The following is a 23,329-nucleotide window of genomic DNA, read 5'->3' as shown; positions in this document are numbered from 1 at the left end:
TTTAAAAACTCTTTTATCCAAAATGGAGACAAGGGGACTCGAGTTACGAGGCCGTCCCCTTATCCCCCTTTTTAAATCCCCCAATCCCCTCGCACGTTCAATGGGCATGCAATCGTGCTAAAGCACTGCATGCGGTTTATTCTAAAAAGGCTAGCTCAAATTTTAAAATTTGTAAAACATAGTAAATTTACTTCTAAAGCAGGCAAATTTTACCAACTACCGCTGGCTCCGCCGCCGCCAAAACCACCGCCGCCGCCACTAAAGCCGCCTCCTCTACCACTTGAGCGACCACCGCCACCATTTGAGCCAGAATTATCGCGTCTAAAGCCCATTGGTAAAGAGCCGCCTTGGCTATTTCTCTTAAAAACGTCTTTTAAAATAAAGAAAAATACCGCAAATATAAAGGCAAAGGCGCCAAAGATGATAAGGTAGTTTTGCACGCCAAATCCCTGCTCAAGCGCGGTTGATACAAGTCCAGCAAAGCACGTGCTAAAGCCAGTTCGCATAAAAAATTTGCCAAAGATCACAGAAACAAAACAAGAGAGCATGCCAGCAAAAAAGGCAAATACGCCAAAAGGCAAGTCGCTAAGGCTAGTTTTGCTACTAAACTCCTCGCCGCTAGCCACTTTTATGATCGCTAAAACGCCCTCTTTCACGCCTTCGCTCATCTTGTCATTTTTAAACTCAGGTATCATCACACTATTTATGATCTCGCTTGCTACGGCATCAGCTAGCACCCCTTCAAGCCCGTATCCAACCTCGATGCGGACCTTTTTCTCATTTGGAGCAACCACCAAAAGCACGCCGTTGTTATCTTTTTTTTGACCTAATTTGTAGCCTCTAGCAATCCCTAGCGATAGCTCTTCGATACTCCTGTTTTCAAGCGAATTTAAAGTCACTATGGCGATTTGTGTGGTACTGTTTTGCTCGAAATTTTGTACTAAATTTAAAAGCTCATCTCTTTCGTTTTGTGAAAAGATATGAGCCTCATCGTTGATCTGCTCATTAAAATTTAGAGCAAAACAAAAGCAAAATGCAAAAAGCAAAAGAGCAAGAGCTTTTTTCATCACTTCTCAAACGAAACTTTTGGATTTTTCATATCTTCGCTGCTAACTTCGATGCCTTGCTTTGGCTTCATCTCCGGATGAAAGACGCTAGCTATAAATTTACCAGGAAAGCTTCTAAGAGCTACGTTATACTCTTTTACTGCCTCGATGTAGTCGCGTCTTGCTACGCTTATGCGGTTTTCTGTGCCTTCAAGCTGGCTTTGGAGTGAGAGGAAATTTTGATTTGCTTTTAGCTCTGGGTAGCTCTCGCTAACTGCCATTAGCCTGCCAAGTGCGGAGCCTAGCTGACCTTGAGCTGCCATAAATTCTTTAACCTTTGCTTCGTCACTAAGACTGCTTGCGTCGATGCTTACTTGCATGCTCTTGCTTCTTGCGTTTGCCACATCTTCAAAGACCTTTTGCTCGTGGGCCGCGTAGCCTTTTACGGTCTCAACTAAATTTGGCACGAGATCGGCTCTTCTTTTGTATTGATTTAGCACCTGAGACCACTTCTCGTTGGTGTTTTCATCAAGCACGACAAATGAATTTGCGTATTTGAAAGCGCCAAAAACAAGTGCGGCGATGACCACAACTATGGCTATTAAATTTTTCATATTTTCTCCTTTAAAAGGGGTGATATTAGTAAAATAAGGCTTAAAAAATGATGTAAATTTGAAGTTAGGTAAGTGAAGTGAGTGCTTAAAGCGCACTCACTTTTTTGGGATTATAGGTCTGTTTGGACTTTATCGTCTATTTGTATATGGATAGTTTGTCCGCTTACTTGATCTACGCTTGAGTAGCCCTTAAAGCCACTAGCATCGTAGTTAGAATCAGCAGTCCATTTGTGATCTAGATCGACCTTTGTAGTTGAGTTGCCATGCTCATCAACAGCACCTTTTATCTTAAGAACAGTGTTTAGATTATCAGTGATATCAAAGATTGCATTTGCATCAAATTTGATCTCAGAGTTGCCTTTAAGTTGGATATTTTCAAAGCTTTCAACTTTAGCATCAAGACCAGCCACATGACTAAAATCAACTGTTTGTCCATCAACTATTAAAGTGTCACTATTGTTATCGCCACCTTTCATAGTTGTGTTTGCATCGTATTCAGCTGTAACTGCTTTAGGCAATATAGAAAGTGTCTCAGCTGGAAGTTTAGTCTCTAAGCCATCATGAGTTTTATAGGTAGCATCAACTTTTAGATCATATTTTGATATTGGATTGATATCAAGCACCTGTTCAAATGCACCATTTGTTATATCTTCACCTGATAGTGTATGTGTTTGTGTCTTAACTTGCGCATGGTTATCTGGATCAGTATATTTGATCTCAACTGTATCGCCAGCTCTTGCATCTTCGTTCAGATAAACTTTAATAGGCGTTGTGTCCTGATCTTTAGAATTTTCATAAGTTTGCAAAGCACCATCTCTGCTTGCATCTTCTGTAAATTGAATACCTCTTACAACATCTATCTCAGCATGTGCTTTATCTTCTTTACTTACACTATTATTAAATGCATCAGTTAGAGTTACTTTTGCCACTGTATCTTGACCAACTGCGATAGCTGCATCAAGCTCAAGAGGATCATTTGCAGAGACATGTATAGGTGTAGTAGAGCCTGCCTCTTTTAGTGTTATGTTGCCATTAACATCTTTGTCTATAACTTCGTAATGTTTAGTTGCTTGAGAGTTATCAGGATTTGTTATCTCGACATCTATCTTATCGCCTTTTATCACACTTCCTGGAAGAGAAACTTTTACTTTTGAAGCATTGCTACTTGACTCATCTCTTGTGATAATGCCATTATCATTTACATCAGCAGCTATGCTTATGTTTAGTCCTGCTTCGCTTAATGGAGCAAGTTGTGATTTAGCCTCAGGAGAAGTTGCAGACATATCGCCAGCAGCGTTTGTTATGGTTGCAGTTGCACTAGTCTCTTGACCTGGGAGCATTTTAACATCACCAATTTCGATAGTATTGTTGTGTAAAGGATGAGAAACGCCAGCTGCATCTACTAGTGATATATCGCCATTAGGAGCTTTTGATACCGTATAAGGTAGAGTTCTAGACGCCATAGTGCCACCAGCTTGAGGCTCATTGATAGTTACTGCTATTTTGTCACCATCTATAACATTATATGGCACTTGAACGCTTATAGTTGTTACTTTTACGCCATCAACTGATACAGCTTCATCTCTATCTATCTTGCCATCTCTGCTTGCATCATCTTCTTTAAATTCAACCTTTAAATTTGTAGCATCAAATGTTTCTAGTTTAGCTTCAGCTGTTTTTGTTTCTCCATTTATAGTAGCTTCTACTTTAGCTGGATGATCTTTGTCTATATGAACATCAGGTATTTTTAGCTTATTACCTGGCTCAAGCGTGACAGGAGCATGAGTTAGCGCATCCTCTATAGTAACATTTGTACCATCATTTGAAACAACTTTATAAGTTTTAGGAGTTCCTCCATCTACATTGACTGTTATAGTATCATTTGCAGTTACAGTAGTTGGGATCTGAAGTGTAGCAGAAGTTGTATTTAATTGGTGATCTTTCATAGCTTCTTCTCTATCAAGTACGCCATTTCTATCACCATCTTCATCGATAAGTAGTCTAAATCTTGTTCCAGTTCCAGCACCAGTGTCAAGTATGATATCGCTCTTTGTTTCTACTTTATCAGCACCAGTACTATCAGTTACTTTAGCGGTGATGATAGTTTCCTCACCATTTTGTAAATTTGTTAGAGAATATTTAACTTCGCTGTCGTTTATTACTGGCAAATAAGTATTGCTACCATCATCTTTTGTAACAGTAACAATGCCACGACTATCTTTATGTATCGTATAAATTTCCTCAGGGAAGCTATTGTTGCCTGTTTTGCTGTTTATTATAAGCTTATCACCATCAACAAAATTTGAAGGTAGTTTAATGGTTGTCATAGTAGTGGTTCCAGTTGCTTCTGCATTACCCAAGATACCATCACCATCATCTGCATCAAAAGTGATCTTCATATCATCATGAAGTTTTTCAAGAGTATTATGGTTTTGCGCTTCGGCTTTTTTGCCACCGCTTGCATCAGTAGTCTCTGCAGTTACATTGATAGGTTCACCTGCAATGATCTTCACATTTGGAATTTCTATCTCGTTTTTATCACTTGCGGTTATAGAAGTGTGAGTAGAAGTATCTTCTAGCGTAATCTTACCTTGATTATCTTTACCTGTAACCTTATAAGTTTTAGTCTCAGTTGAAGTGCCATTGTTTATTGTTACATTTACAACATCACCTGCTATAACGTTATTTGGCACTTTTACTGCGATTGTAGTCTTAAGTAGATCATTGTCGCTATCTTTGCTCTCTGATCTTGTCAAAGATACGTTGCCATCACCATCTTCTACAAATCTTACAGCCATATCGTTTATGCCAGCTATCGTAACACTGCTTGAGCCTTTAGCATGTTGGATGCTACCGTCACTATCTACTATCTCAGCTGTTACTTTAGTTTCTTCACCAGTTGCTGTTTTGATACCAGAAATTTTGAAACTTCTGCCATCTGTTTCTGTATTTATTTCATTACCAGCACTATCTTTTACAAAAAACTTACCATTCACGTCTCTTCCAACCGTATATTCTTTTGTTTTAGGAGTCTCATTTGGCTCATTTATAGTTACAGTTAGTTTATCTCCACTTACTGCATTTTTAGGAAGCTTGATAGTAACTGTTGTGTTATTAAGATCACCGTCGCTGATAGCTTGCTCTCTAGTCATAGTTTTAGCTCCATGAGCTTCTTCAAAGATAACTTCAGGCGCTTTTACATACTCTAAGCTAGCTGAAGCCTCTACTGGAGCTATAGGAGCGTTCCTGTTTGGATTTATGTGGGTGATACTAGCATTTATGGTTGTATCACCTTCGTGTCTTACATTAAATCCTTCAACATTAATAGCCCATTGATTAAGCTCCTCTTTTAAAGGAGTGTAATCAACATCGCCAGAATTAGTATGCTCTACTACTTTAGTTATAACACCTTTATCGTTTACACGTATAGTAAAGTCTCTTGTGGTGTTTTCATATAATGGTGTCTTGCCACTAGGATCAGCTGGATCCATCAATACTGTTCTACCTGTACTGTCATTAGGGTCTAGCTTAGGAGTTTTTATCGAAAGTGTAAGCTTATCACCATCATCAACTCTATTTGGTAATGTGATCTTTGCGGTTGTATGATTTACTTTTTCATCGCCCAAATCTTCATTAACACCATTAAAATTCTTATCAATCTTAGTAACACTCTCTTGTCTTGAAATTTCATGAAGAGTTTTTTGCTCAGATAGTGTTATGGCTAATCCAGTATCAAGTGGATATACATTGTCTGTATCTGACTCTGCACTTTTTTGAGTACCATCAGCAGCTACTACGTGAACGCTTGCATATGTTCTTACACCAGGGAATATTTCAAGTGGTACACCAGTTACTTTATGATCTCTAACCATTTCTGGGGTTAGTTCTAGTGTGATTGTTTTTTCATGAGGAACTGATGGATCGGTGTTATTATAATTTAACGGATCAGTATAGGTTATAACGATCTTATCACCAACTACTACATCTTTTGGAAGTGTTATATCCACTGGAGTGCTTCTGTAATTACCATCTCGTCCATTTTCAAGATCGCTTAATCCAGTATCATTGTCAAGATCTTCAGTAAATACTAAAGTCGGTCTTACATCTGGAGTAACCTTGTCAGTTGCTATATCGCTCTTCCAAGTGCTAGAGTTTGTACTATCAGTAACATAAGCATCTACTTTTGAAATTTTACCCTCAGCAACTGGCATATTGTCTATCTTATAGCCATTATTGATTATATTTTGATCGATAGTAACTTCTTTATTTTCAGTGCTACCATCTGGTTTTGTTAGTGTGATGTGAAGCTTATCTCCAATGATAACATCACTTACTTTTATAAGTACTGGTGACTCATTTTGCTTGCCATCACCTTTGTTTTCTGTATAAGTTAAAAATCCATCATCTGGGCTCTTATCTTCTGTAAATTCAACGCTTACGCTTGATTTTGTAGGAGTTACGTGATCTTCACTACTACCACCAGTGTTACCTTGGAAATTTGTAACACTTGCTTCTACTTTTGAAATTTTATTTGGTTCTACAGGTGCGTCAAGACGAACGCCACCGCTTATTATAGCTGGTGTGATGGTTATGTTTGTTGTAGTTTCATTACCATTTGGACCAGTTACAGTGACTTTTAGTATATCACCAGCTCTTACTGTACCGTCATTTGGTACTGTGATAAGAACTTTAGATGTATTTATATCTGTATCATTTCTATGCTCTACTCTGCTTAAAGTGTGGTTGTCATTTATATCATTTATAAATTTAACAGTTGGAGCACCTGGTATTATAGTATCATCGCCGCTATTTCCATCATTGTAGCCACCAATTGGGCTATCGTATGAAGCAAAAGCTCTGTTTGTATCAGTTAAATTTCTATAAGTTTCATTGATGTTTGAGTAGTGACCGCCCTCAGCAAATCTAGCTTCGCCAAGGCTAACGCCATCTCCACCACCAGCAGCAGCATTACCACCAGCAGCAGTCTCTTCAAGTTTTGTTAGATCGCCGCCATTTAAAATAGCATTTTGCAAAGCGCTTATATCAGCTAAGCCCTCAGCACCTATCGTATTTGGATTTAAAGAAAGCGTGTCACTGCCTAGTACAGTTAGCTCTTTGCCGTTATTTGCAACAATAGTTACTTTGTCGGCTGCATCGCTAGTTTTGACACTCTCACCCATATAAACGATGTCGCCAACTTTTAGCTCTCTCTCGTTTCCGTTTTGATCAACTGCGACCGCCTTGCCACTTAGCGATTTTACTACACCCGCTTCTTTAGCCATAAAACTCTCCTTAATAATTTTTTCGGCGATTATATAATAAGAGTGGGGCTGGGGATATTAAGTAAAATTTGGGTAAATTTAAGTTTATTTTTAGTTATTTAATACTCTTTTATCACACTTTAATATTTTTAAAATTCCCCCTAAAAAAGGCATTTTGTGTAACTTTTGTGTAAAAAATTTTAAAAAAAATTTTTATATGGTACATGTACCTTTCGTTTCATAAAAGCGTTATTCTGAACGCCTTAAGAAAGAGCATCTTTTAAGCTAACACGAAAATATTATGCGATTTTTAGCTACTTTTGCCAAAAAATTTTCTTGCCAAAACCTAGAGTGTTACTCGTAAATTTAACCTTTTCAAGGCTTATAGACCAAATTTTTGGATCCATCGCCTTTGCGTAAAAAAATCTTTTAAAGTAAATTTCTCGCTCAATTGTGCTAGCCTCTCTCATCGCTCCTTGAAACTGCACGCCCTCTATCTTGCCAACGATCTTTGTATCAAGAGCGACTGTGCCAGCAACGAGCTTTGAGTTTTTTAAAAATTTAACATGCGAGCTCTCATCGCAGCTAGCTAGCAAAAGACAAAAATTTACCTCATCAAAGGCGTAAAATGCGCTAAAAGCATAAGGCTGTCCCTCATCATCAATGGTACAAACACTTGCAAGATGCATCTTTTTTAAAAATTTAACTATCCTCTCATCCATCTAAATTCCCCTAAAAATGTCAAGAATGGTTTGAAATTTAAAGATGACTATGGCGATTATCAGCACCCAGAGCGTAAAAATAATGAGCTCTATTAAAGTAAATTTATCTTTTGCAAGCTTTTTAAAAGCAAGCATTGTTAAAAATGCTCCCAAAAAGCCACCAATTAGCGAAAAATAGTGGATCGCATTTACCTTTACAAAGCTTGGCAAAAGCCCTTTAAAAAATAGTGAAAACATCAAAATGGCAAGTAAATTTGCAAGTATCAAGTAGTAGCCAACGACTGGCAAAACTGGGCAAAGCTTAGCAAAAACGAAGCTTAAAACAGTGATAAGCATCAGCAAAAAGATCCTAGTCCCAAAACAACACATCGCCCGTCCTTTTTTGACGCATTTTACAAAATTTTGCTTTATGAAATTAAAAATTTGCCGATTTAGCCTCAAAAGGATTTAAAAATGCAAACAAATTTTTACTCTCAAGGAAGCTACAACAATATGAGCTTTTCGATGAAGACTAGCTCAGGCGATGAGATAAGCTTTTCTATGTATGACAACAAAAACTTAGAGTTTTCTAGCCAGAAAAATGGCACTTCAAGCCAAAAAAGTCTAACTCTTACGCACGAATACGGCTATGAGTTTGCTTATAAAGGCAATGGCATAGACGAGCAAGATATGAAAGAGATCGAAGAGGCGATGAAGCAAATTCGCCCACAGGTTGATGAGTTTATGAAAAATGTCAAAGAGGGCGACAAGATCGCAGGTAGTAGCCAAAGCATAAGCGATCTTTCAAACAAGATCAAGCAGATGTTGCCTGACGCAAAAGACCTGGACCACAAAAATTTCATAAATGACAATATGCTAAAGATGTTTGACGAACTTTTAGCTAAAAATGACGCTAATAAAAATCTACTAAGTGCGACAAAAAGGCTATTTGACACCTTGCTTGATGAGAGCAAAAAAGTATCTTACTACGCATAAATTTAGAGCTTTTTGGCTCTAAATTTTAACCAGCGCCTCTCTTTGATAAAAGAGGTGCGATAAGACTATCACAAAATAAAGCTGAAAAAATAATCCCACAAGCGGCACAAGCGATATGAGATAAAATAAAAGTGTAAAAGCTATAAATTTAACCCCGCCACCCTCAAGCAGTGCTAGCTCAAATTTATCGCTATCAAGCGTATTTGAGCCAACGTCTATTAGCAAAAGTTTATAGTAGATGTAAAAAAACGGCACGTTGATGATGAAGAAATTTACAAATGGCACAAACAAAAGTGGCAAGCAAACGAGTAAGATCCCAAGAAATTTCATGATCTCAACCATCATCACCTTTAGCACTCTAGCCGTGCTAGCCTCGCTTTTGAGCACGTAGTTGTAGTGCCTTTTGTTTATCTCTTTGGCTACAACTGGCGTTAAAAAGCCAGCCACGATTAGAGCGATCACGATGCTAATGATGATCGTTAAAAAGGTACTTAAGACGTAAAAAAGTATGCTAACTATCCACTTTGTAGCACTAAAGCTTAAAATTTTAATAGCTATAAAAGAGAGCGTTGAGTTTGACTCTAAAAAGGCGAAATTTTCGTTTTTAGCGCCGTCACTTAAAAGGTCAAATATCTCGCCACCTCCCCAGATACTTAGCCAAGCTAGACAAAGTATGCTAAGACAAAGTGGCAAGATCGATAGCGTTATAAATTTGGCTGTAAAAAAGTCTTTAAAGCCAAGACGAAGAAGATTTATCATTTTACCTTTTTGTACTCGCGCTCAAGTGCGGCGTAAATTTCATCAATCTTACTAACGCCATTTGATAAAATTTCGCTCATCACTTCGTTATCTTCGCGTCCGTTCCAAATTTTCTTATAGCTGCCCTCTTTGTAGCCGTTGTTTTGGCGGAAGCGATTTAGTACGTTTTTAGCGATGTAGCACTCATAAAGTGAGTATAAATTTACGCCACATTTTAAAGACATTGAGAAATAAATTTTAAAGATATCAAAGATGTCATAGTCAAAGCCGCTGCACTCATGTATAAGCATCTCAACGTCGTTCATGATCTCATAAATGCTCTCATCTTCGACCTTTAATGGCTCTTTGCAATAGTCGCTAAAGCCACTTGACTGGCAGATATCATCAGCTAAAGTCTCAACATCGCCAAGCTGTTTTGCCTTGTAAATTTGTAGCGCTAGGCTCATTATAAAGTGCCAGATATCGACAACCTCGATGCGTAAATTTTGTTCATCAGTCTTAGCATCTATGCTCTTCCAGTGCTTCCAAGCAAAGCTGTCGATAAGCTCAGCGCACTCCATATATATGCAGCGCCTCCAGCTTATGAGTTTATTTTTATTTGTATAGCCATTTTCCCAACCAAGCCCGTTTGTCTCGTCGTTTAGGCTTTGTTGCATCTTTAACATCTCTAAAACAATAGTTCTTTCATCCATTTTTAAACCTTTTAAATTTTAAATGATTATAACAAAAAACAATTAATGCTTAAGCGACAAGCTTGACCCAAATCATCTTAATGCAAGCTTACAAGATGTAAAATCACCCAAAATTTCAAAGGAGAAAAGATGAGAGAGAAAGATCTAGTAGTTTGCAACGTTTGCGGACTAAAAAGCAGCGATGATAAAAATGCAGTTTTCATTCACGCTCACAAAAACGGCGAAGAGGTTGATATCTGCACAAGCTGTATCCCAAGCGTGATACATGGCTCAGGCATGGTCGTAAAATCAAACGAAGAGATAAAGGCTGAAATTTAAATATCAGCCACCATGTGAGAATTCTGCCTTAAAGAATTCTCAAACTCCTCCGCACTCATCGGACGAGATAAGAAATATCCTTGCATTTCATTACAATTAAGCTCTTTTAAAAGCTCTTTTATCTCATGGCTTTCAACGCCTTTTGCTGTTACTTTTAGCTTCATTGATTTTGCTATATTTATGATAGCGGCAACTACTTGCATATCTTTTTTGTTGATTACTGACTGAGTGACAAAGTCATTTGCTATCTTTATACGGTCGATCTTATACTTTCTGATATAGACAAACGACGTATATCCGGAGCCAAAGTCATCTATACAAACATCTATGCTATTTTTCTCCAAAAGTGAGAAAATTTTATCAAGCGTCTCTTGGTCGTTTTTCCAGATATCCTCGCTAAATTCAAGCTCAAACTGCTTTGGATTTAGGTGGTGCGAGTTTAAAGTTAGCATAAATTCATTTACAAATTTTTCAGATGTGCTTTGAATTTGCGCTACGTTTATGCTTATTTTTGGCATTTTTAGCTTTTTGTTTTGCCACCTTACGGCTTGCTCTACTGTTTTTGAGACAGCAAGCGTGCAGATGTCGTTTAAGATGTCGCTATTTAAGCTAGCTATATCCATGAACTCGCCAGCCTCTTTTTGTCCAAATTCTTTTGACTGCCATCTAAGTAGCGCTTCTACGCAGATGATCTTTAAATTTTTAATGTCATAAATCGGCTGAAAATATACCTCAAAATCCTCTTGTAAATTTGCTTTTTTAAGAGCTATCTCTATGTTTGAGCTTTGTTGTATCTCGCTATCTATCTCATTATTATAAACCATTGGGTTTTTAGCTGGGTTTTGCTTAGCATAGTACATCGCCATATCGGCTTTTTTGATGATATTTCTAGGATCGCTGATGTTATCTCTTGTCACTACGTGGATACCAACGACGCTCTTAATCGCAAAGTGATACTTATCTATTTGCAAAGGTTTTTCTATCGTATCTCTTAGCTCCATACCAAGCTTCATGCGTTTAGTGTGGCTATTTTCTTCCATTTTTGAAAGCACGATGAACTCATCAGCGCCGATCCTTGCGGTGACCTCTTGTCTGTTGCACGCTTCACGTATGCGCTTTGCTATCGCTTTTAAAATTTTATCGCCAACTTCATGTCCATAAGATGTATTTATATTTTTAAAGCGACTTATATTTATATAATAAACTGCGATCTCTTGCTTCTCGCCCAAAACGCTACACATACCTTTTAGCTCATTTAGCAAGGAATCTCTGTTGCCAAGAGAGGTTAGATAGTCTTTTTCAGATACGCCCTCTAAGCTTAAATTTATCATCTCAAGTTCGTTTGTCTTTAGGTGCTTCTCTTTGTTTTTAGCATCATGTAAATTTTGCTCTGCGTTATATATCTCTTCGCTTTGATCTAGCACTTTCATAAAATAGCTAATGACCGCTCCAGCTACAATAACAAAAATTATAAGTAGATCGACATAAGATGAGAGGTTGGCTTTTATAAGTATTAGTGCAGCTGAGATGATAGGCACGAGCTTAGATGTTGTTTTTATGCCAACATCTGCTGCGCTTATACGCTTGTTGTCGCCCCTTAGGTAAAAAGCTCCAAGCATCAAGAGAAAAAATGGCACAAGGTAGATAGAGTGCAGAGTAAAATCATGCCCTTTGTTTATAAGCTCATTATAAAAAACATATAAATTTAATAGCGTAAAAATCGCACTTGCGATTATCAAGAAAAAGCCGCTATGTCTAATGTAGAGATGGTTGCTATTAAAAATTTCACTAAGAGCGATGAATAAAATAGACAAATTTACAAAAATAGCAATGCTAGCAGCAAGCTCGCTATGGCTTTTAGGATGGATCAATATATCAAAATCGCCCATATCGCCAACAATGCAATAAGCAAGCGTGAAAACTAGCAAAAGCACATTAAAGCTATCGGCTAGAACTAGGATCTTTTTATCACTGGCTATAAATTTGACCACAAAAAATATACCAACAGCGGCCAATAGTAAAAACATAGGGAGCAGATCAAAAAAATCAAGATAAGAAATTTGCTCTTTGCTTCTTAAAAGAAAGTCTTCATTGACGCTTCTAATGGCATCAATAATCGTCCAAAGAAAGACCCCAAAGCATGCAGCAAGCCAGTGCATAGCTTTAAGCTTTGATCTGTTCATAGAGATGTAGATACCAAGAACTACAAGACCAAAACCAAAAAATATCAACAAATTTTCAAAAATTTTATAGTTTAAAATGCCGGCAAACTGAGAAAATATAAAAAGAGCTATAACGGCATAGAAAATTTGTTTTTGTCTTACGATAAGTGACGAATTTGACGTAAAAAAAATGTTTCTCTCCATTGTTTATTCTGTTTCAAACCTTATTTTTAGTTATAATTTTGCAAATTTTTCTTTAAGGTTTATTATGAAATGTAATATCGTCTTATCTGGAGAAAATTTAATAGACTACCAAGCATTTAATCTATTTTTCTCAAAAAAGGCTAGAAAACAGTATTTTATAAATGTTTTTATGATTTTTACGGAGGCTATTATAGCTGGATTTGTCGCTGATATGCTTTTAAAAACCAAAATTTTTACTATTATCGGCGTCATTTTTGCTATTTTTTGGATCATTTTTTATCCAATTTTTTTAAAAAATAGACGAAAATCGGTGCTAAAAAGTTTAGAAATTTCAGACTTTAAAAAGAAGATGATCTTTGAAGTGGATGAGAAAAATTTGGCATTTTACGAAAATGAGCCAAAAGAAAATGAAATTTTTGACATAAAAGATGTAAGTGAAATTTACGAGCTTAAAAATATCTTTGTCATCTTTATAAATGAAAAAATCCACCTTGTCTTGCCAAAAAATAAAGAAACTTCAGAGCTAGTAAAAGCGCTTATAAAAGAGAGCAAAAAAGAGCTACTGCTTTTTGAAAATTTAGACTACAAAAGCGTTATTGGCTAAGCTTGTAAATTTACAAGCTTAGATGTGATCAAGCGTGCTTCTTATGAGCTCTTCAAAGTCTTTAGCATTCATCGGCTTGCCCCAGAAATAACCTTGTATCTCATCGCAGCCTAGCTCTCTTAAAATTTCAAGCTGAGTTTCATCTTCAACACCCTCAGCGATCGTCTTTAGCTCGATATTTTTAGCTAGAGTTATAACGCTTTTTACAACGTCTCTATCGATCTCATTTATGGCGATGTTATCAACTAGTTCTTTTGCGATCTTTAACCTATCTAGCGGATACTTTTTGATGTAGTTCATCGATGAAAAGCCAGTGCCAAAGTCATCGATCGAGATGCTCATGCCCTTATCTGAAAATTTCTTTAAGACTGTTTGCATGATCTCTTCGGCATTGACGAGGCTTGCCTCTGTAAGCTCGATATCAACGCACTTTGGATCCATGCCAAATTCTTCAACATAGCCAAAGATGTCCGATGCAAAATTTACATTATCAACCTGTTTTGGCGAGATATTGATGCCTACTTTTAGGCTGATGCCATACTTTTTGTTCCAGTAGCTCATCTGCCTTATGGCCTCTTTTGCCACCCATATTCCTATTGTATTTATGATAGAGCTTTGCTCAGCTACTGGGATAAATTTAGCTGGACTTACAAAGCCTTTTACTGGAGAGTTCCACCTTATAAGAGCCTCAGCGCCTATTATCTTTTTACCATTTAGTAGATACTGCGGCTGGAAATTTAGGCTAAATTCCTCATCAAAATTCATAGAATTTAGCAAAATTTCTATGTAGTTTTTCTCCTGAATGATCTCTTTTATATCATCGTAAAAGACATATTTTGTATTGACATCTCTTTTGGCTGCATCAAGTGCAGCTCCAGCTTGCATGATGAGATCATCAGCTAAAATTTCGCTTGTTTGCGTTGAGCTAACGCCAACCTTTGCCCCAAGAGCTATCTTATAGTCGCCAACTGAGATTTGCTCGGCTATGATGTTTAGCAGATAGTATAAAAATTCTCTATAATGCCCCTCATTTTTTTGCTTTAAAACTATCATAAAGTCATCACCGCCAAACCTTGAGATGATGGCACCTTCTGGCAAGATAGCTTTGATATTTTTAGAAAGTTTTAAAAGCACCTCATCGCCCACGTAGTGACCGTATGAGTCGTTTATAGCCTTAAAGTGGTTGATGTCGATGCTATAAATATCTATCTTCTCGCCAAGCGCTTTAGTCTTTATCATCTCTGAAAGTTTGCTTAAAAATGACTGCCTATTTAAAAGCCCAGTCAGTGAGTCAAATTCACTAAGCTGCCTTAAGCGCTCGTTTTTCTCTTCAAGCTCTCTTAAACTATCTTGGATCTCTTCATCTAGTTTAGCGATGATATGCCTTTCAGATCTAGCTAGATCCCTCATAGCAACTGTGCTTGAGATACTATAAATTAGCGCTGCATAGGCTAGCAAAACCATAAGTAGAAAAACTATCCAAACTGAGTAAATTTTATCTGTATTAGTAGCTCCTAAAAAAAGTAGGGATACGATAAGCAGGGTGATAAATTTATATATAAGCGCCCTTGTATAGTCTTTTCTGTAGCTTCTTATCTTGATATTTGCCTCGTTTTCTTTTAGGTGCAAGCAAGCTACAAATATAATAAAAAATGCAACTTTAAAGAAAAACTCGTAATGAACATTTGTGCCGCCATGTGTCAAAAAGGCCTTTGATGAGTAGTATGCGTCGCAAATGCAAATGATAAGCAAGGCTAATAGATATAAAAGTAGGCCAACTCTTTTATAGCTAAAAGCTGGTTTTTTTGATACAAAATTTAGTGAAAATGCGACAACAAAGACAAAGCAAAAGATAAAAATATCCATTATGATGTATGAAAGGCTAGTCACGAATTCTTTATTAAGCGCTACTGCTAGACTTCTATCAAAAACTACAAACCAAAAAAAACTAACCGTTATAAGCATCAAAGCAAGTGCATCTACCACGACTTGCTGCCATATCACTCTTTTTAAAATTCTTGCAAAAAAAGCAATAGCAGATACAAGAAACATAAAAAATGGGATCAAATATAAAATTTGCATAAGATCCGTGCGAGAGATGTTTCCTTGCATAAGAAGCGATCTATCATAAAGCAATAAAAGGATATCTGCTAACGCCCAGCTTGCGATAGCCAAAAATATATAGGTCCAGTATGAGTTTAAATTTCTACTACTTTTTAAGAAAAAGAACAAAAACAAAGCGATCACTACATCAGTGCCGACCGATATAGCTGTCAGATAAAACTGATCACCCAGATAAATAGCAAAAAAATAAGCAATAATCAGGGCAAATATAAATAAAAACGAGCCGTTGTGAAAATTTGTTATCCTATCAAGCACGGCCACTCTCCGCTTCTTGGGCTAGCTTTTGCCACCTTTGCCACTCGCCGCTATCATCGACGTCGTTGCCGATAGCCTCGTACCTAGCGTAGAAATGCTCAACAAATTTCTTGCACTCTTCATCTTTTGGCAGATAGCTCTGCTCATCTTTTTGGCAAAATTTCTCCAAAAACGTGCTCGCATCAGCTTTTTTAGCGTATGTTTGCGCTAGCTCGAAGTAGTTTTGCAAGCAAATTTCTTTAAATTTAGCGTAGGCTTGCTCGCTCATATCCACGCTTAGTTTGTCGTCAAATTTAAGCACTCCAGCCCTAAAAAGCAAGCTAAGATGTATGAGCCCCTCGCAGTAATAAGCCCTCACCTCATCGACCTTTCGCCACGCGATAAGCCCAACCGCACGGGCTATTAGCTCGTGAAAGACGGCCATTTTATACTCCGCCTCTTCGTGCAAAAAGAAATTTACCAGTCCTCCAGTCGTTGCCTTGTACTCTTCGATAAATTTAAAGACGCCACTTTTATTCATGCTCATCTCAGTATCAAGCCCGATAAAGAGGATGTGTCCAAACTCATGACCGATCGTTGAAATTTCATATACTTTTTTCCAAATTTTTGGCTTTAAAAATAAAATCTCTCTGCCAAAATCCAAAAATTCCCTACTAAAAATTTCAGCCCCAAGCTTCATAAAAGGCTTTGCCTTTGCGCCCTCATAGACGTGATTTACAAAGGCAAAAATTTTCTTGCCGCATTTTGCGCTCACACTCTCATCATTTGGCACGACCTGAGCGCTAAAAAGCCCGTTTAGCTCAGCTGCGTAATAGATCATCGGCACACTTATATAAAGCTGCGTTCTAGCGATATTTTCGCTAACTGCCTTGTTTGTCGCGGCGTTATCAAATTTGATCTTTTCGCAAATGCTTTCGTAAGTTTTTGCCACTTTTTCCTTAAATTTAAGCTCATCGATGCCCTCGCTATCCACTAGCCTGATGTCCCACTCAAGTGCGACTGCGTGCGTGTAGGCGTCCTCGTAGTACTCCAGCGGATGGCCTGGCTGAAGCGCGCCTTTTACATCCATCCACGCTATCTCAGCCTCTTGCCAAGCGTTTATAACCTTTGCGTTGTCCTCTTCGCAAAAGGCGTTTTGCAGCTTTTCAAGGTATTTTACATAAGATTTTTGCTCGTCATTTTGGGCTAAATTTCTTAAAATTTCAAGATTTTTTACAAATACTTTTTTAAGCTCTCTAACCTCATCTTTAAAGGCAAGCGCGTAAGGCAAAAAGCTAAATTTCTCGCCCTCTTTGCAAACTGCACCATAAGTTCTATCAGCTCTTACGCCGTTAGCGTCACACTGAAATAAGCCATTTTTAGTGATAAACTCATTTGCCTGGCTTAAATCTTTAAATTTAGCTTCAAACTCTTTATTTGTGGTGTCTATTATCTTATCTTGCCATGAAATTTGCCACGCATTTAGACTAAGCCCAAGCTCGTGCATAGCCTCAACAAAGGCTTGATAAAACTGGTCTAAAATTTTCTCATCACGTGCCTTTTTTATAAGCTGGGCATGTAAATTTTCATATAAATTTCTAACATAGCCGTAGATCAAATTTAGCACGCATTTTTGCTCGTCCTCGCCTAAATTCAGCTTTTTTAGCTCATTTTGAAGTGGATCAACTTTAAGATCAACTATCCTTCTAGCAAGGGCTAGTTTTTGGCTCGGCGTGCCAGTAAGACCACAAATTTTCACAGCCTCATTTATAAGCTCGTTATCTAAATTTTTATAAATCGCATTTAGCTTGGATTTTTGCTCTTTTGTAAGTTCGTTTAGTCTTTTAAAATCATTCATCTTTTCATCCCTTAAAGTTGCAGGATTTTAGCATAAAGCCATTAAAATTTGCTACAATTTACCAAAAATTTAAGATCTAAAGGGCAAAAAATGGACATTTTAAAAGACTTTGGCGAGCCGCGCATCAAGCAAGTTATGCTACCAAAAGATACAAACTCAGCTGGCAATATCTTTGGCGGCTGGATAATGAGTCAGATCGACCTTGCAGGTGCTCAGGCTGCTAGAGAAATTTCGCCTGAGCGAGTTGTGACAATTTCGATGAAAGAGATCATATTTAAGCAACCAGTCTTTGTTGGCGACGTACTAAGCTGCTACGCAAAGATTATCGCAGTTGGCAAAACATCGATAACAACGCAGATAGAGGTGACTGCACTTAGACTAAATGACGGCGGTTTTAGAGAGACTATACATGTCACAAGTGCAACTGCGACCTATGTCAGTGTGACAAAAGATGGACACAAAAAACCGATAGATGAGAAGATAAAAGAGCTGCACGGCTTTTAAAATTTGGTTGCAATTTATGCAGCCAAACCCCTAAATTTATCACTATTTTTAAAAGAATTTGAAAAAAAGTAACACCAAAAAAGAGAAATTTCAACTTATTTAAATGCTTTATAAAGTAAAATCAGCCCTTACACTTTTTTGGGAGAAAGATGAAAAAATCACGCTTAGGGCTTTTACAAACGCATATTTTAGATATCTTAACACAAGATGAGCTGGAGAAATTTGAGTTTAAAGAGCTGCCAAAGACAAGCACGATCTACACCGAAGATATCGAGATCATCATCTTAAAAACCGGCTCAGCAAAGCTCTCATTTTTTGAAGATGGCGAGGAATTTATCCTTTATCATTTAGAAAAAAACAACATCGCCATACTCGATGACAACTGCGCCTTTGAAGTGCTTGAAGATGCCCAAATTTACGTCATTAGACTAGATGAGATAGGTGAAATTTTACATAATCAAAAAGCTGCAAGCGAGATCCTAACAACCACTCTAAACACCATCATCGTGCAGCGCCAGATCACAAAGTCGATACTCTTTGAGGACGCAAAGGGCAGGATCGCAAATTTCTTGATCGAGCTTGCAAACGAGCAAGATCTAAAACAAAATGGCTATCGATACGTGTTTTTGCCGTTTTCTCTAAAGGTGCTATCAAGCTTTGTTGGTCTCAAGCGCCAAAGCGCCTCAACAGCCTTTAATGAGCTTATCAAAGACGACATCATCAGAAAGATCACACCGCACGAATTTCTCATCATCGACCACGAAAAACTTGAAAGTTACACGAATTAAAAAGCTTTTACGCCCTATCTTTAAATTTAGCGAGCCTATCTCGAAGCTCTTTTGAAAGTGTGAATTGCGAAAGCTCATATCTATCAAAAATAACGATCATATCATCGCCAAGCGCTTGCACTAGTCCAAAACACGCATCTCTATCAAGGCGATTTTTTCTAAATTTAACACTTAGCGCATCGACCTTTTTCTTATCGCCAAAGCTTTTAATGGCGATCTCATCGATATCTTTGAAGAAAAATTTGATATTTTTTGAGCCTTTTTTTATGACAAATCCATCATCATCTATCTCAAAAAAGTTGTTTTGCAAGATCTTTCTCACGCAAAAAAAGGTTGAAATGGCACCAACGATGACACCAAAAAGAGAGGGCGTGCCAAGATCAAGATAAAAGTAGCCAACGACGCTAAAGACAAAGAGCCCAAGCCCAAAGGCTAGCGCCCAAAAAACATCTTTTTTACTCTCTTTGGTTATCATTTTTGCCCTTTTATGCCAAAAGTCCGGCGCCATTTATCGCTTGGCTGCGCTCTTTGGCGTAAATTCTCTCGCCATTTATCACGTCATATTTCCAGATCGGTGCATTTGCCTTAAAGTCCTCGACAAACTCGTTTATAAGCCTTAGCGCGACCTTTCTTTGAGGGCTCACTACACCTGCTACATAAGAGCTTGTATGCACTGGCACATCGCCTTTTGAGTGAGCAAAGAGCACGTAGGCATTTTCTTTTTTGGCTCGCTCTTGCCAAGCATCTAGCCATTTTTTAAGGATCGGCTCATAGATATCAAAGCTAAGCGCCGAAATACCGCCCTCTTCCCTTACTATGCCCACAAAAGTGATGAGCGCGCCGCAGTTTTTATCTTTAAATTTATCATACCACTCGTTTGTGATGCTTTGAACGTCCAAGCTTCCATTATAAATTTGCATCTTAGCCCCCACAAACTGGCGGTAATATAGAAATTTTATCGCCTTCTTTTAGAGCGAAATTTATATCGCTTACGATCTCGTCATTTACCGCCACAGCGCAGATATTTAGCCACTTTTTAAGCTCTTCTTTCTCGCTTAAAGCCGCTTTTACCTCGCCTAAATTTTTTGCTTCTACTTTTATACTCTCAAGTCCGATAGGTCCAAGAAATTCGATCTCTACCATATTTTATCCTTTGAAATTTTTGCTGATTTTACTTAAAAATAAATTTAGATATACTTATTTGAAAATTTACAAAAGAGAAAGAAAATGAACGAAATTTTAAAAAGCATAAAAACCCCAGCCTACGTCTGCGAAGAGGCAAAAGTACGTAAAAATTTAGAGCTTTTAAAGTATGTAAAAGAGCAAAGCGGAGCTAAAATTTTAGTAGCGCTCAAAGGCTTTGCATTTAGCGGAGTAATGGATATGGTTGGCTCATATCTTGATGGAGCGACTTGCAGTGGGCTTCATGAGGCAAAATTTGCGAGCGAATACGTAAAAGGCGATATCCACACGTATAGCCCAGCCTTTAAAGATGAGGACTTTGATGAAATTTTAAAAATTTCAAAGCACATTACGTTTAACTCTTTTGCTCAGTGGCAAAAATTCAAAGGCATTGCCTTGCAAAATGGCATCATCTGCGGTCTGCGAGTAAATCCAGAGGTTTCGCTAGCGCCAACTGATAGCTACAACCCATGCGGTAAATTTAGCAGGCTTGGCATCACGAGGGCAAATTTTAAACCAGAGCTTCTTGATGGCATCACGGGGCTTCATTTTCACGCGCTTTGCGAGGAGAGTGCGAGCAGCTTGCAGGTCGTGCTGGAGGCGTTTGAGGAGAAATTTGGCGAGTTTATACCAAAGATGAAGTGGATAAATATGGGCGGCGGCCACCACATCACGAGGGCTGATTACGACGTGGAGCTGCTTATAAAGATAATTAAGCGTTTTCGCGAGAAATACGGCGTGGAGGTCTATCTGGAGCCTGGCGAGGCGGTGGGCTGGCAGACTGGCTTTTTGATAAGCAGCGTGCTTGACATCGTGCATAACGAAAAAGATATCGCCATACTTGACACCTCAGCCGAGGCGCACATGCCAGATACCGTGCTCATGCCTTACCGCCCAGCCGTTAGAGGCGAGAGCAAAAATGGTAATTTTGCTTATAGATTTGGCGGCAATACCTGCCTAGCTGGCGATATAGTGGGACTTGAAGCGGGCGATGCGGAGTATAAATTTGATAGCGAGCTTAAAATTAATGATCGCGTCATCTTTGAAGATCAAATTCACTACACCATCGTGAAAAATACGACATTTAACGGCATAAAACTGCCTGATCTGCTACTTCTAAAAGAAAATGGCGAGGTTAAAATGATCCGTGAATTTGGATACGAAGAGTATAGGCGCAGAAACTAGAATTTTGCTTTTTGAAGGTAAATTTGGCTTTTTAAATTTAGGTCAAATTTATCTGGCTTGCAAATTTCGCCAAAATGACTTTGAGCTGCCTAAATTTAAAAATTTATCTTGAAGCTATTTTTGTTTTCAAAATTTAAACTTATTAAATTTGACAAATTTAAAGCCAGACTGCAAACTCCAAAATGATTTAAATTTATTATCTACAAAATTTATCTTAATACTTTTGCTAAAGCTATCTTAGCTTGCTATCCTTATTAAATTTAGCAAATTTCTGACTTTATCAAAAGGTCCAAGCCACCTTAAATTTAATACCCATAAATTTTGGCAAATTTATCTATCTTTGAGCTTTTTTGCCAGTTGTATTCAGTCTCATTTGCGATCTTTTGGGCTAGCTCTTTGCCAAAATGATCGCTGATAAAACCAAGCGCCATATCCATACCAGCAGCCACGCCTGAAGCTGTGTAAAATTTACCTGCCCTCACCCACCTAGCGCGCTCTTGCCACTTTACAGCTTTGCCGCAACTTTTTACCCACTCAAGCGATCTTTTATTTGAGGTAGCCTTTAGTCCGTCAAGCTCTCCTGTGCGAGCGATGAGCGCCGAGCCAGTGCATACGCTTAGGCAAATTTGAGATGCCAAAACGCACTCTTTAAGCTTAGAAATAAACTCACTATCATTTACAAGCGTCCTCGTGCCTTGACCTCCAGGAAGTAGCAAAACGCTCTCTTTTGGCATTTTGGCAAGCTTTTTTGTCTTTATAAAAAAGCCTTGTTTGCTTCTTTTCATCCCACCATCAAACGAGATGTAGCTTATCTTCATTTCAGGCACCCTTGCTAAAAACTCCACTGGCCCCATGAGATCAAGCGTCTCGTACTCATCAAATATAAGGCAAAAAAGATGCATAGTGCGGTCCTTTTGAACTAAAATTTGGCTTTATTTTAGCTAAATTTTCAGATCAAAAACGATAAAAATTAACAAAACTTAAATGTTTTTTATAAAATTTTTAGTAATCTTTTTTGCTAAGGTTTGCTTGTGATTAGCTCTGATATAATAGCCGCAAAACGGCATAGCTGTGTGATTTTAGCATATTTAACCAAAGCTTAAATCATTTAAGCTTTAGCAAATAAAGGAATAAAATGACGAGAATTCTTACTCTACTTTTTACATTGTCTGTTGCGGCAATGGCCATTGAGGGACCAACTGGCGTCAATCAATATGACAGCACCATTTGGGCAGCACAGAGGATAGAAAATATCAAGCCTTATGAGCATGGCTGGGGCCCGATATTTACTTTTATACAAGGCAACGACTACTTCGCGATAGCTGCACTTTCTATCATTTTAGCTGTTATCGGCGCGTTCGTGCTACACTTTTTGATCATCGGACCAAAACACTTTAGTCACGAAGGCAAAAAAGTACTTGCTTTTTCAGTATTTATACGTATAGCTCACGGTTTAGCTGCGATCTCTTGGATCATCTTGGTGCCAACTGGTATCATCATCATGTGGGGCGCAGAGCTAGGTGGTGGCACATTTGTGCGTTTCTGTAGATACTTGCACGAGATAGCAACTGTGATCTTTGCTATATCTGTGCTGCCGATGCTCTTTAGCTGGACAAAAAGAATGCTCCCAGCTGTCTATGACATCAGATGGATGTTTATAGTTGGTGGTTATCTATCAAAGAAGAAAAGACCAGTTCCTGCTGGTAAATTTAACGCTGGTCAAAAAGCATGGTACTGGATCGCTATCCCTGGTGGTATCGTGATGATCATCACTGGTGCGATTATGTATTTTCAAGACTTCAAAGAGCCAGCAGTCGCTACTTGGCTTGGCATATCACAGATCGAGCTTTTAAGATATAGCGTCGTTATCCACAACTGCCTTGGCATCGTCTGTGCGGTATTTTTCCTAGTTCATATCTATATGGCTGCGATCGCTATACATGGCGCTATCTGGTCGATGATCACTGGATACAAAGAAGAAGAAGAGGTCTATGTGCTTCACCACTACTGGTATCAAGAGCTTGTTAAGAAAAACAAGATACCAGTATCTGACTACGAGAAATCATATACAAATTTAAAATAATCAACCTTGACCTT

22 protein-coding genes are annotated in these 23,329 nt (G+C 38.1%); 8 read left to right on the top strand and 14 right to left on the bottom strand.

Features of this window, described 5'->3' with window-relative positions:
• Positions 1 to 209 precede the first annotated feature (209 nt).
• The 5 genes from CVT14_RS05110 to CVT14_RS05090 form a co-directional block, all read right to left on the bottom strand.
• The gene (locus CVT14_RS05110) at positions 210 to 1,067 is read right to left on the bottom strand and encodes a TPM domain-containing protein (RefSeq protein WP_107849861.1); all 858 of its coding nucleotides are present in this window, start codon (positions 1,065 to 1,067) and stop codon (positions 210 to 212) included.
• On the bottom strand, positions 1,067 to 1,660 hold the full coding sequence (locus tag CVT14_RS05105) for a LemA family protein (protein ID WP_021087473.1): 594 nt from the start codon (positions 1,658 to 1,660) through the stop codon (positions 1,067 to 1,069). The genes CVT14_RS05110 and CVT14_RS05105 overlap by 1 nt, the downstream gene beginning before the upstream one ends.
• A gap of 110 nt (positions 1,661 to 1,770) precedes the next feature.
• The gene (locus tag CVT14_RS05100) at positions 1,771 to 6,942 is read right to left on the bottom strand and encodes a retention module-containing protein (protein WP_107849860.1); all 5,172 of its coding nucleotides are present in this window, start codon (positions 6,940 to 6,942) and stop codon (positions 1,771 to 1,773) included.
• Positions 6,943 to 7,235: 293 nt separating this feature from the next.
• Entirely contained in the window at positions 7,236 to 7,643 is a 408-nt protein-coding gene (locus CVT14_RS05095) for a pyridoxamine 5'-phosphate oxidase family protein (protein ID WP_021088967.1), read from the bottom strand.
• On the bottom strand, positions 7,644 to 8,012 hold the full coding sequence (locus tag CVT14_RS05090) for a hypothetical protein (RefSeq protein WP_035169808.1): 369 nt from the start codon (positions 8,010 to 8,012) through the stop codon (positions 7,644 to 7,646).
• 84 nt (positions 8,013 to 8,096) lie between these two features.
• Here CVT14_RS05090 and CVT14_RS05085 point away from each other — a divergent pair, with 84 nt between their 5' ends.
• Positions 8,097 to 8,618 (top strand): ATP/GTP-binding protein, encoded by a 522-nt coding sequence (locus CVT14_RS05085; RefSeq protein WP_103611001.1) that lies wholly within the window; start codon positions 8,097 to 8,099, stop codon positions 8,616 to 8,618.
• Positions 8,619 to 8,636: 18 nt separating this feature from the next.
• Here CVT14_RS05085 and CVT14_RS05080 read toward each other — a convergent pair whose 3' ends face one another.
• Together CVT14_RS05080 and CVT14_RS05075 are read right to left on the bottom strand one after the other, a co-directional pair.
• Positions 8,637 to 9,377, bottom strand: coding sequence for an EI24 domain-containing protein (locus CVT14_RS05080; protein ID WP_103635052.1), 741 nt, complete (start codon positions 9,375 to 9,377; stop codon positions 8,637 to 8,639).
• The gene (locus tag CVT14_RS05075) at positions 9,374 to 10,069 is read right to left on the bottom strand and encodes a dUTP diphosphatase (protein WP_009294967.1); all 696 of its coding nucleotides are present in this window, start codon (positions 10,067 to 10,069) and stop codon (positions 9,374 to 9,376) included. Before CVT14_RS05075 ends, CVT14_RS05080 begins: the two co-directional genes overlap by 4 nt.
• A gap of 129 nt (positions 10,070 to 10,198) precedes the next feature.
• Between CVT14_RS05075 and CVT14_RS05070 the strand changes: the two genes are divergently transcribed.
• Positions 10,199 to 10,387 (top strand): hypothetical protein, encoded by a 189-nt coding sequence (locus CVT14_RS05070; protein ID WP_002940779.1) that lies wholly within the window; start codon positions 10,199 to 10,201, stop codon positions 10,385 to 10,387.
• Here CVT14_RS05070 and CVT14_RS05065 read toward each other — a convergent pair.
• Positions 10,384 to 12,753 carry an EAL domain-containing protein gene (locus CVT14_RS05065; RefSeq protein ID WP_107849859.1) on the bottom strand — a complete coding sequence of 790 codons (2,370 nt, stop codon included), beginning with the start codon at positions 12,751 to 12,753 and terminating at the stop codon, positions 10,384 to 10,386. The two genes, CVT14_RS05070 and CVT14_RS05065, sit on opposite strands and share 4 nt — an antisense overlap.
• Before the next feature lie 64 nt (positions 12,754 to 12,817).
• On the opposite strand from CVT14_RS05065, the gene CVT14_RS05060 reads away from it, so the two are divergent.
• Positions 12,818 to 13,357 (top strand): hypothetical protein, encoded by a 540-nt coding sequence (locus tag CVT14_RS05060; RefSeq protein WP_107849858.1) that lies wholly within the window; start codon positions 12,818 to 12,820, stop codon positions 13,355 to 13,357.
• Between the two features lie 18 nt (positions 13,358 to 13,375).
• Here CVT14_RS05060 and CVT14_RS05055 read toward each other — a convergent pair whose 3' ends face one another.
• Both CVT14_RS05055 and ciaB read right to left on the bottom strand, forming a co-directional pair.
• Positions 13,376 to 15,736: a putative bifunctional diguanylate cyclase/phosphodiesterase gene (locus CVT14_RS05055; RefSeq protein WP_107849857.1), complete on the bottom strand. Its 2,361-nt coding sequence runs from the start codon at positions 15,734 to 15,736 to the stop codon at positions 13,376 to 13,378.
• Positions 15,729 to 17,573 (bottom strand): invasion protein CiaB, encoded by a 1,845-nt coding sequence (gene ciaB, locus CVT14_RS05050; RefSeq protein WP_107849856.1) that lies wholly within the window; start codon positions 17,571 to 17,573, stop codon positions 15,729 to 15,731. Before ciaB ends, CVT14_RS05055 begins: the two co-directional genes overlap by 8 nt.
• A gap of 90 nt (positions 17,574 to 17,663) precedes the next feature.
• On the opposite strand from ciaB, the gene CVT14_RS05045 reads away from it, so the two are divergent.
• Both CVT14_RS05045 and CVT14_RS05040 read left to right on the top strand, forming a co-directional pair.
• Positions 17,664 to 18,077 carry an acyl-CoA thioesterase gene (locus CVT14_RS05045; protein ID WP_009295346.1) on the top strand — a complete coding sequence of 138 codons (414 nt, stop codon included), beginning with the start codon at positions 17,664 to 17,666 and terminating at the stop codon, positions 18,075 to 18,077.
• Positions 18,078 to 18,226: 149 nt separating this feature from the next.
• The gene (locus CVT14_RS05040; RefSeq protein ID WP_021088954.1) at positions 18,227 to 18,865 is read left to right on the top strand and encodes a Crp/Fnr family transcriptional regulator; all 639 of its coding nucleotides are present in this window, start codon (positions 18,227 to 18,229) and stop codon (positions 18,863 to 18,865) included.
• 7 nt (positions 18,866 to 18,872) lie between these two features.
• On the opposite strand, the gene CVT14_RS05035 is transcribed toward CVT14_RS05040, so the two are convergent.
• The 3 genes from CVT14_RS05035 to CVT14_RS05025 are packed head-to-tail and all read right to left on the bottom strand — an operon-like array spanning position 18,873 to position 20,008.
• Positions 18,873 to 19,340 (bottom strand): hypothetical protein, encoded by a 468-nt coding sequence (locus tag CVT14_RS05035; protein WP_021088981.1) that lies wholly within the window; start codon positions 19,338 to 19,340, stop codon positions 18,873 to 18,875.
• A gap of 10 nt (positions 19,341 to 19,350) precedes the next feature.
• Positions 19,351 to 19,785, bottom strand: a complete 435-nt coding sequence (locus tag CVT14_RS05030; protein ID WP_009295363.1) for a molybdopterin synthase catalytic subunit — start codon at positions 19,783 to 19,785, stop codon at positions 19,351 to 19,353.
• 1 nt (position 19,786) lies between these two features.
• Complete coding sequence (locus CVT14_RS05025) at positions 19,787 to 20,008, bottom strand: MoaD/ThiS family protein (RefSeq protein WP_021088950.1); 222 nt, start codon at positions 20,006 to 20,008, stop codon at positions 19,787 to 19,789.
• An 84-nt stretch (positions 20,009 to 20,092) separates the two neighbouring features.
• Here CVT14_RS05025 and nspC point away from each other — a divergent pair, with 84 nt between their 5' ends.
• Together nspC and CVT14_RS10645 are read left to right on the top strand one after the other, a co-directional pair.
• A complete protein-coding gene (gene nspC / locus CVT14_RS05020) occupies positions 20,093 to 21,232 on the top strand; it encodes a carboxynorspermidine decarboxylase (RefSeq protein ID WP_021088973.1) in 1,140 nt (379 codons plus the stop codon).
• Positions 21,201 to 21,344, top strand: a complete 144-nt coding sequence (locus tag CVT14_RS10645; RefSeq protein WP_021088929.1) for a hypothetical protein — start codon at positions 21,201 to 21,203, stop codon at positions 21,342 to 21,344. Before nspC ends, CVT14_RS10645 begins: the two co-directional genes overlap by 32 nt.
• Before the next feature lie 193 nt (positions 21,345 to 21,537).
• Here the strand turns inward: CVT14_RS10645 and CVT14_RS05015 are convergent, their stop codons facing one another.
• A complete protein-coding gene (locus CVT14_RS05015) occupies positions 21,538 to 22,134 on the bottom strand; it encodes a DJ-1/PfpI family protein (protein ID WP_107849855.1) in 597 nt (198 codons plus the stop codon).
• Positions 22,135 to 22,367: 233 nt separating this feature from the next.
• On the opposite strand from CVT14_RS05015, the gene CVT14_RS05010 reads away from it, so the two are divergent.
• A complete protein-coding gene (locus tag CVT14_RS05010; RefSeq protein WP_103578161.1) occupies positions 22,368 to 23,315 on the top strand; it encodes a formate dehydrogenase subunit gamma in 948 nt (315 codons plus the stop codon).
• The last annotated feature ends 14 nt before the right edge of the window (positions 23,316 to 23,329 follow it).

It is taken from the genome of Campylobacter concisus, assembly GCF_003048445.1.
Taxonomy (GTDB): domain Bacteria; phylum Campylobacterota; class Campylobacteria; order Campylobacterales; family Campylobacteraceae; genus Campylobacter_A; species Campylobacter_A concisus_BF.
This window is presented reverse-complemented; position numbering and strand designations above follow the sequence as displayed.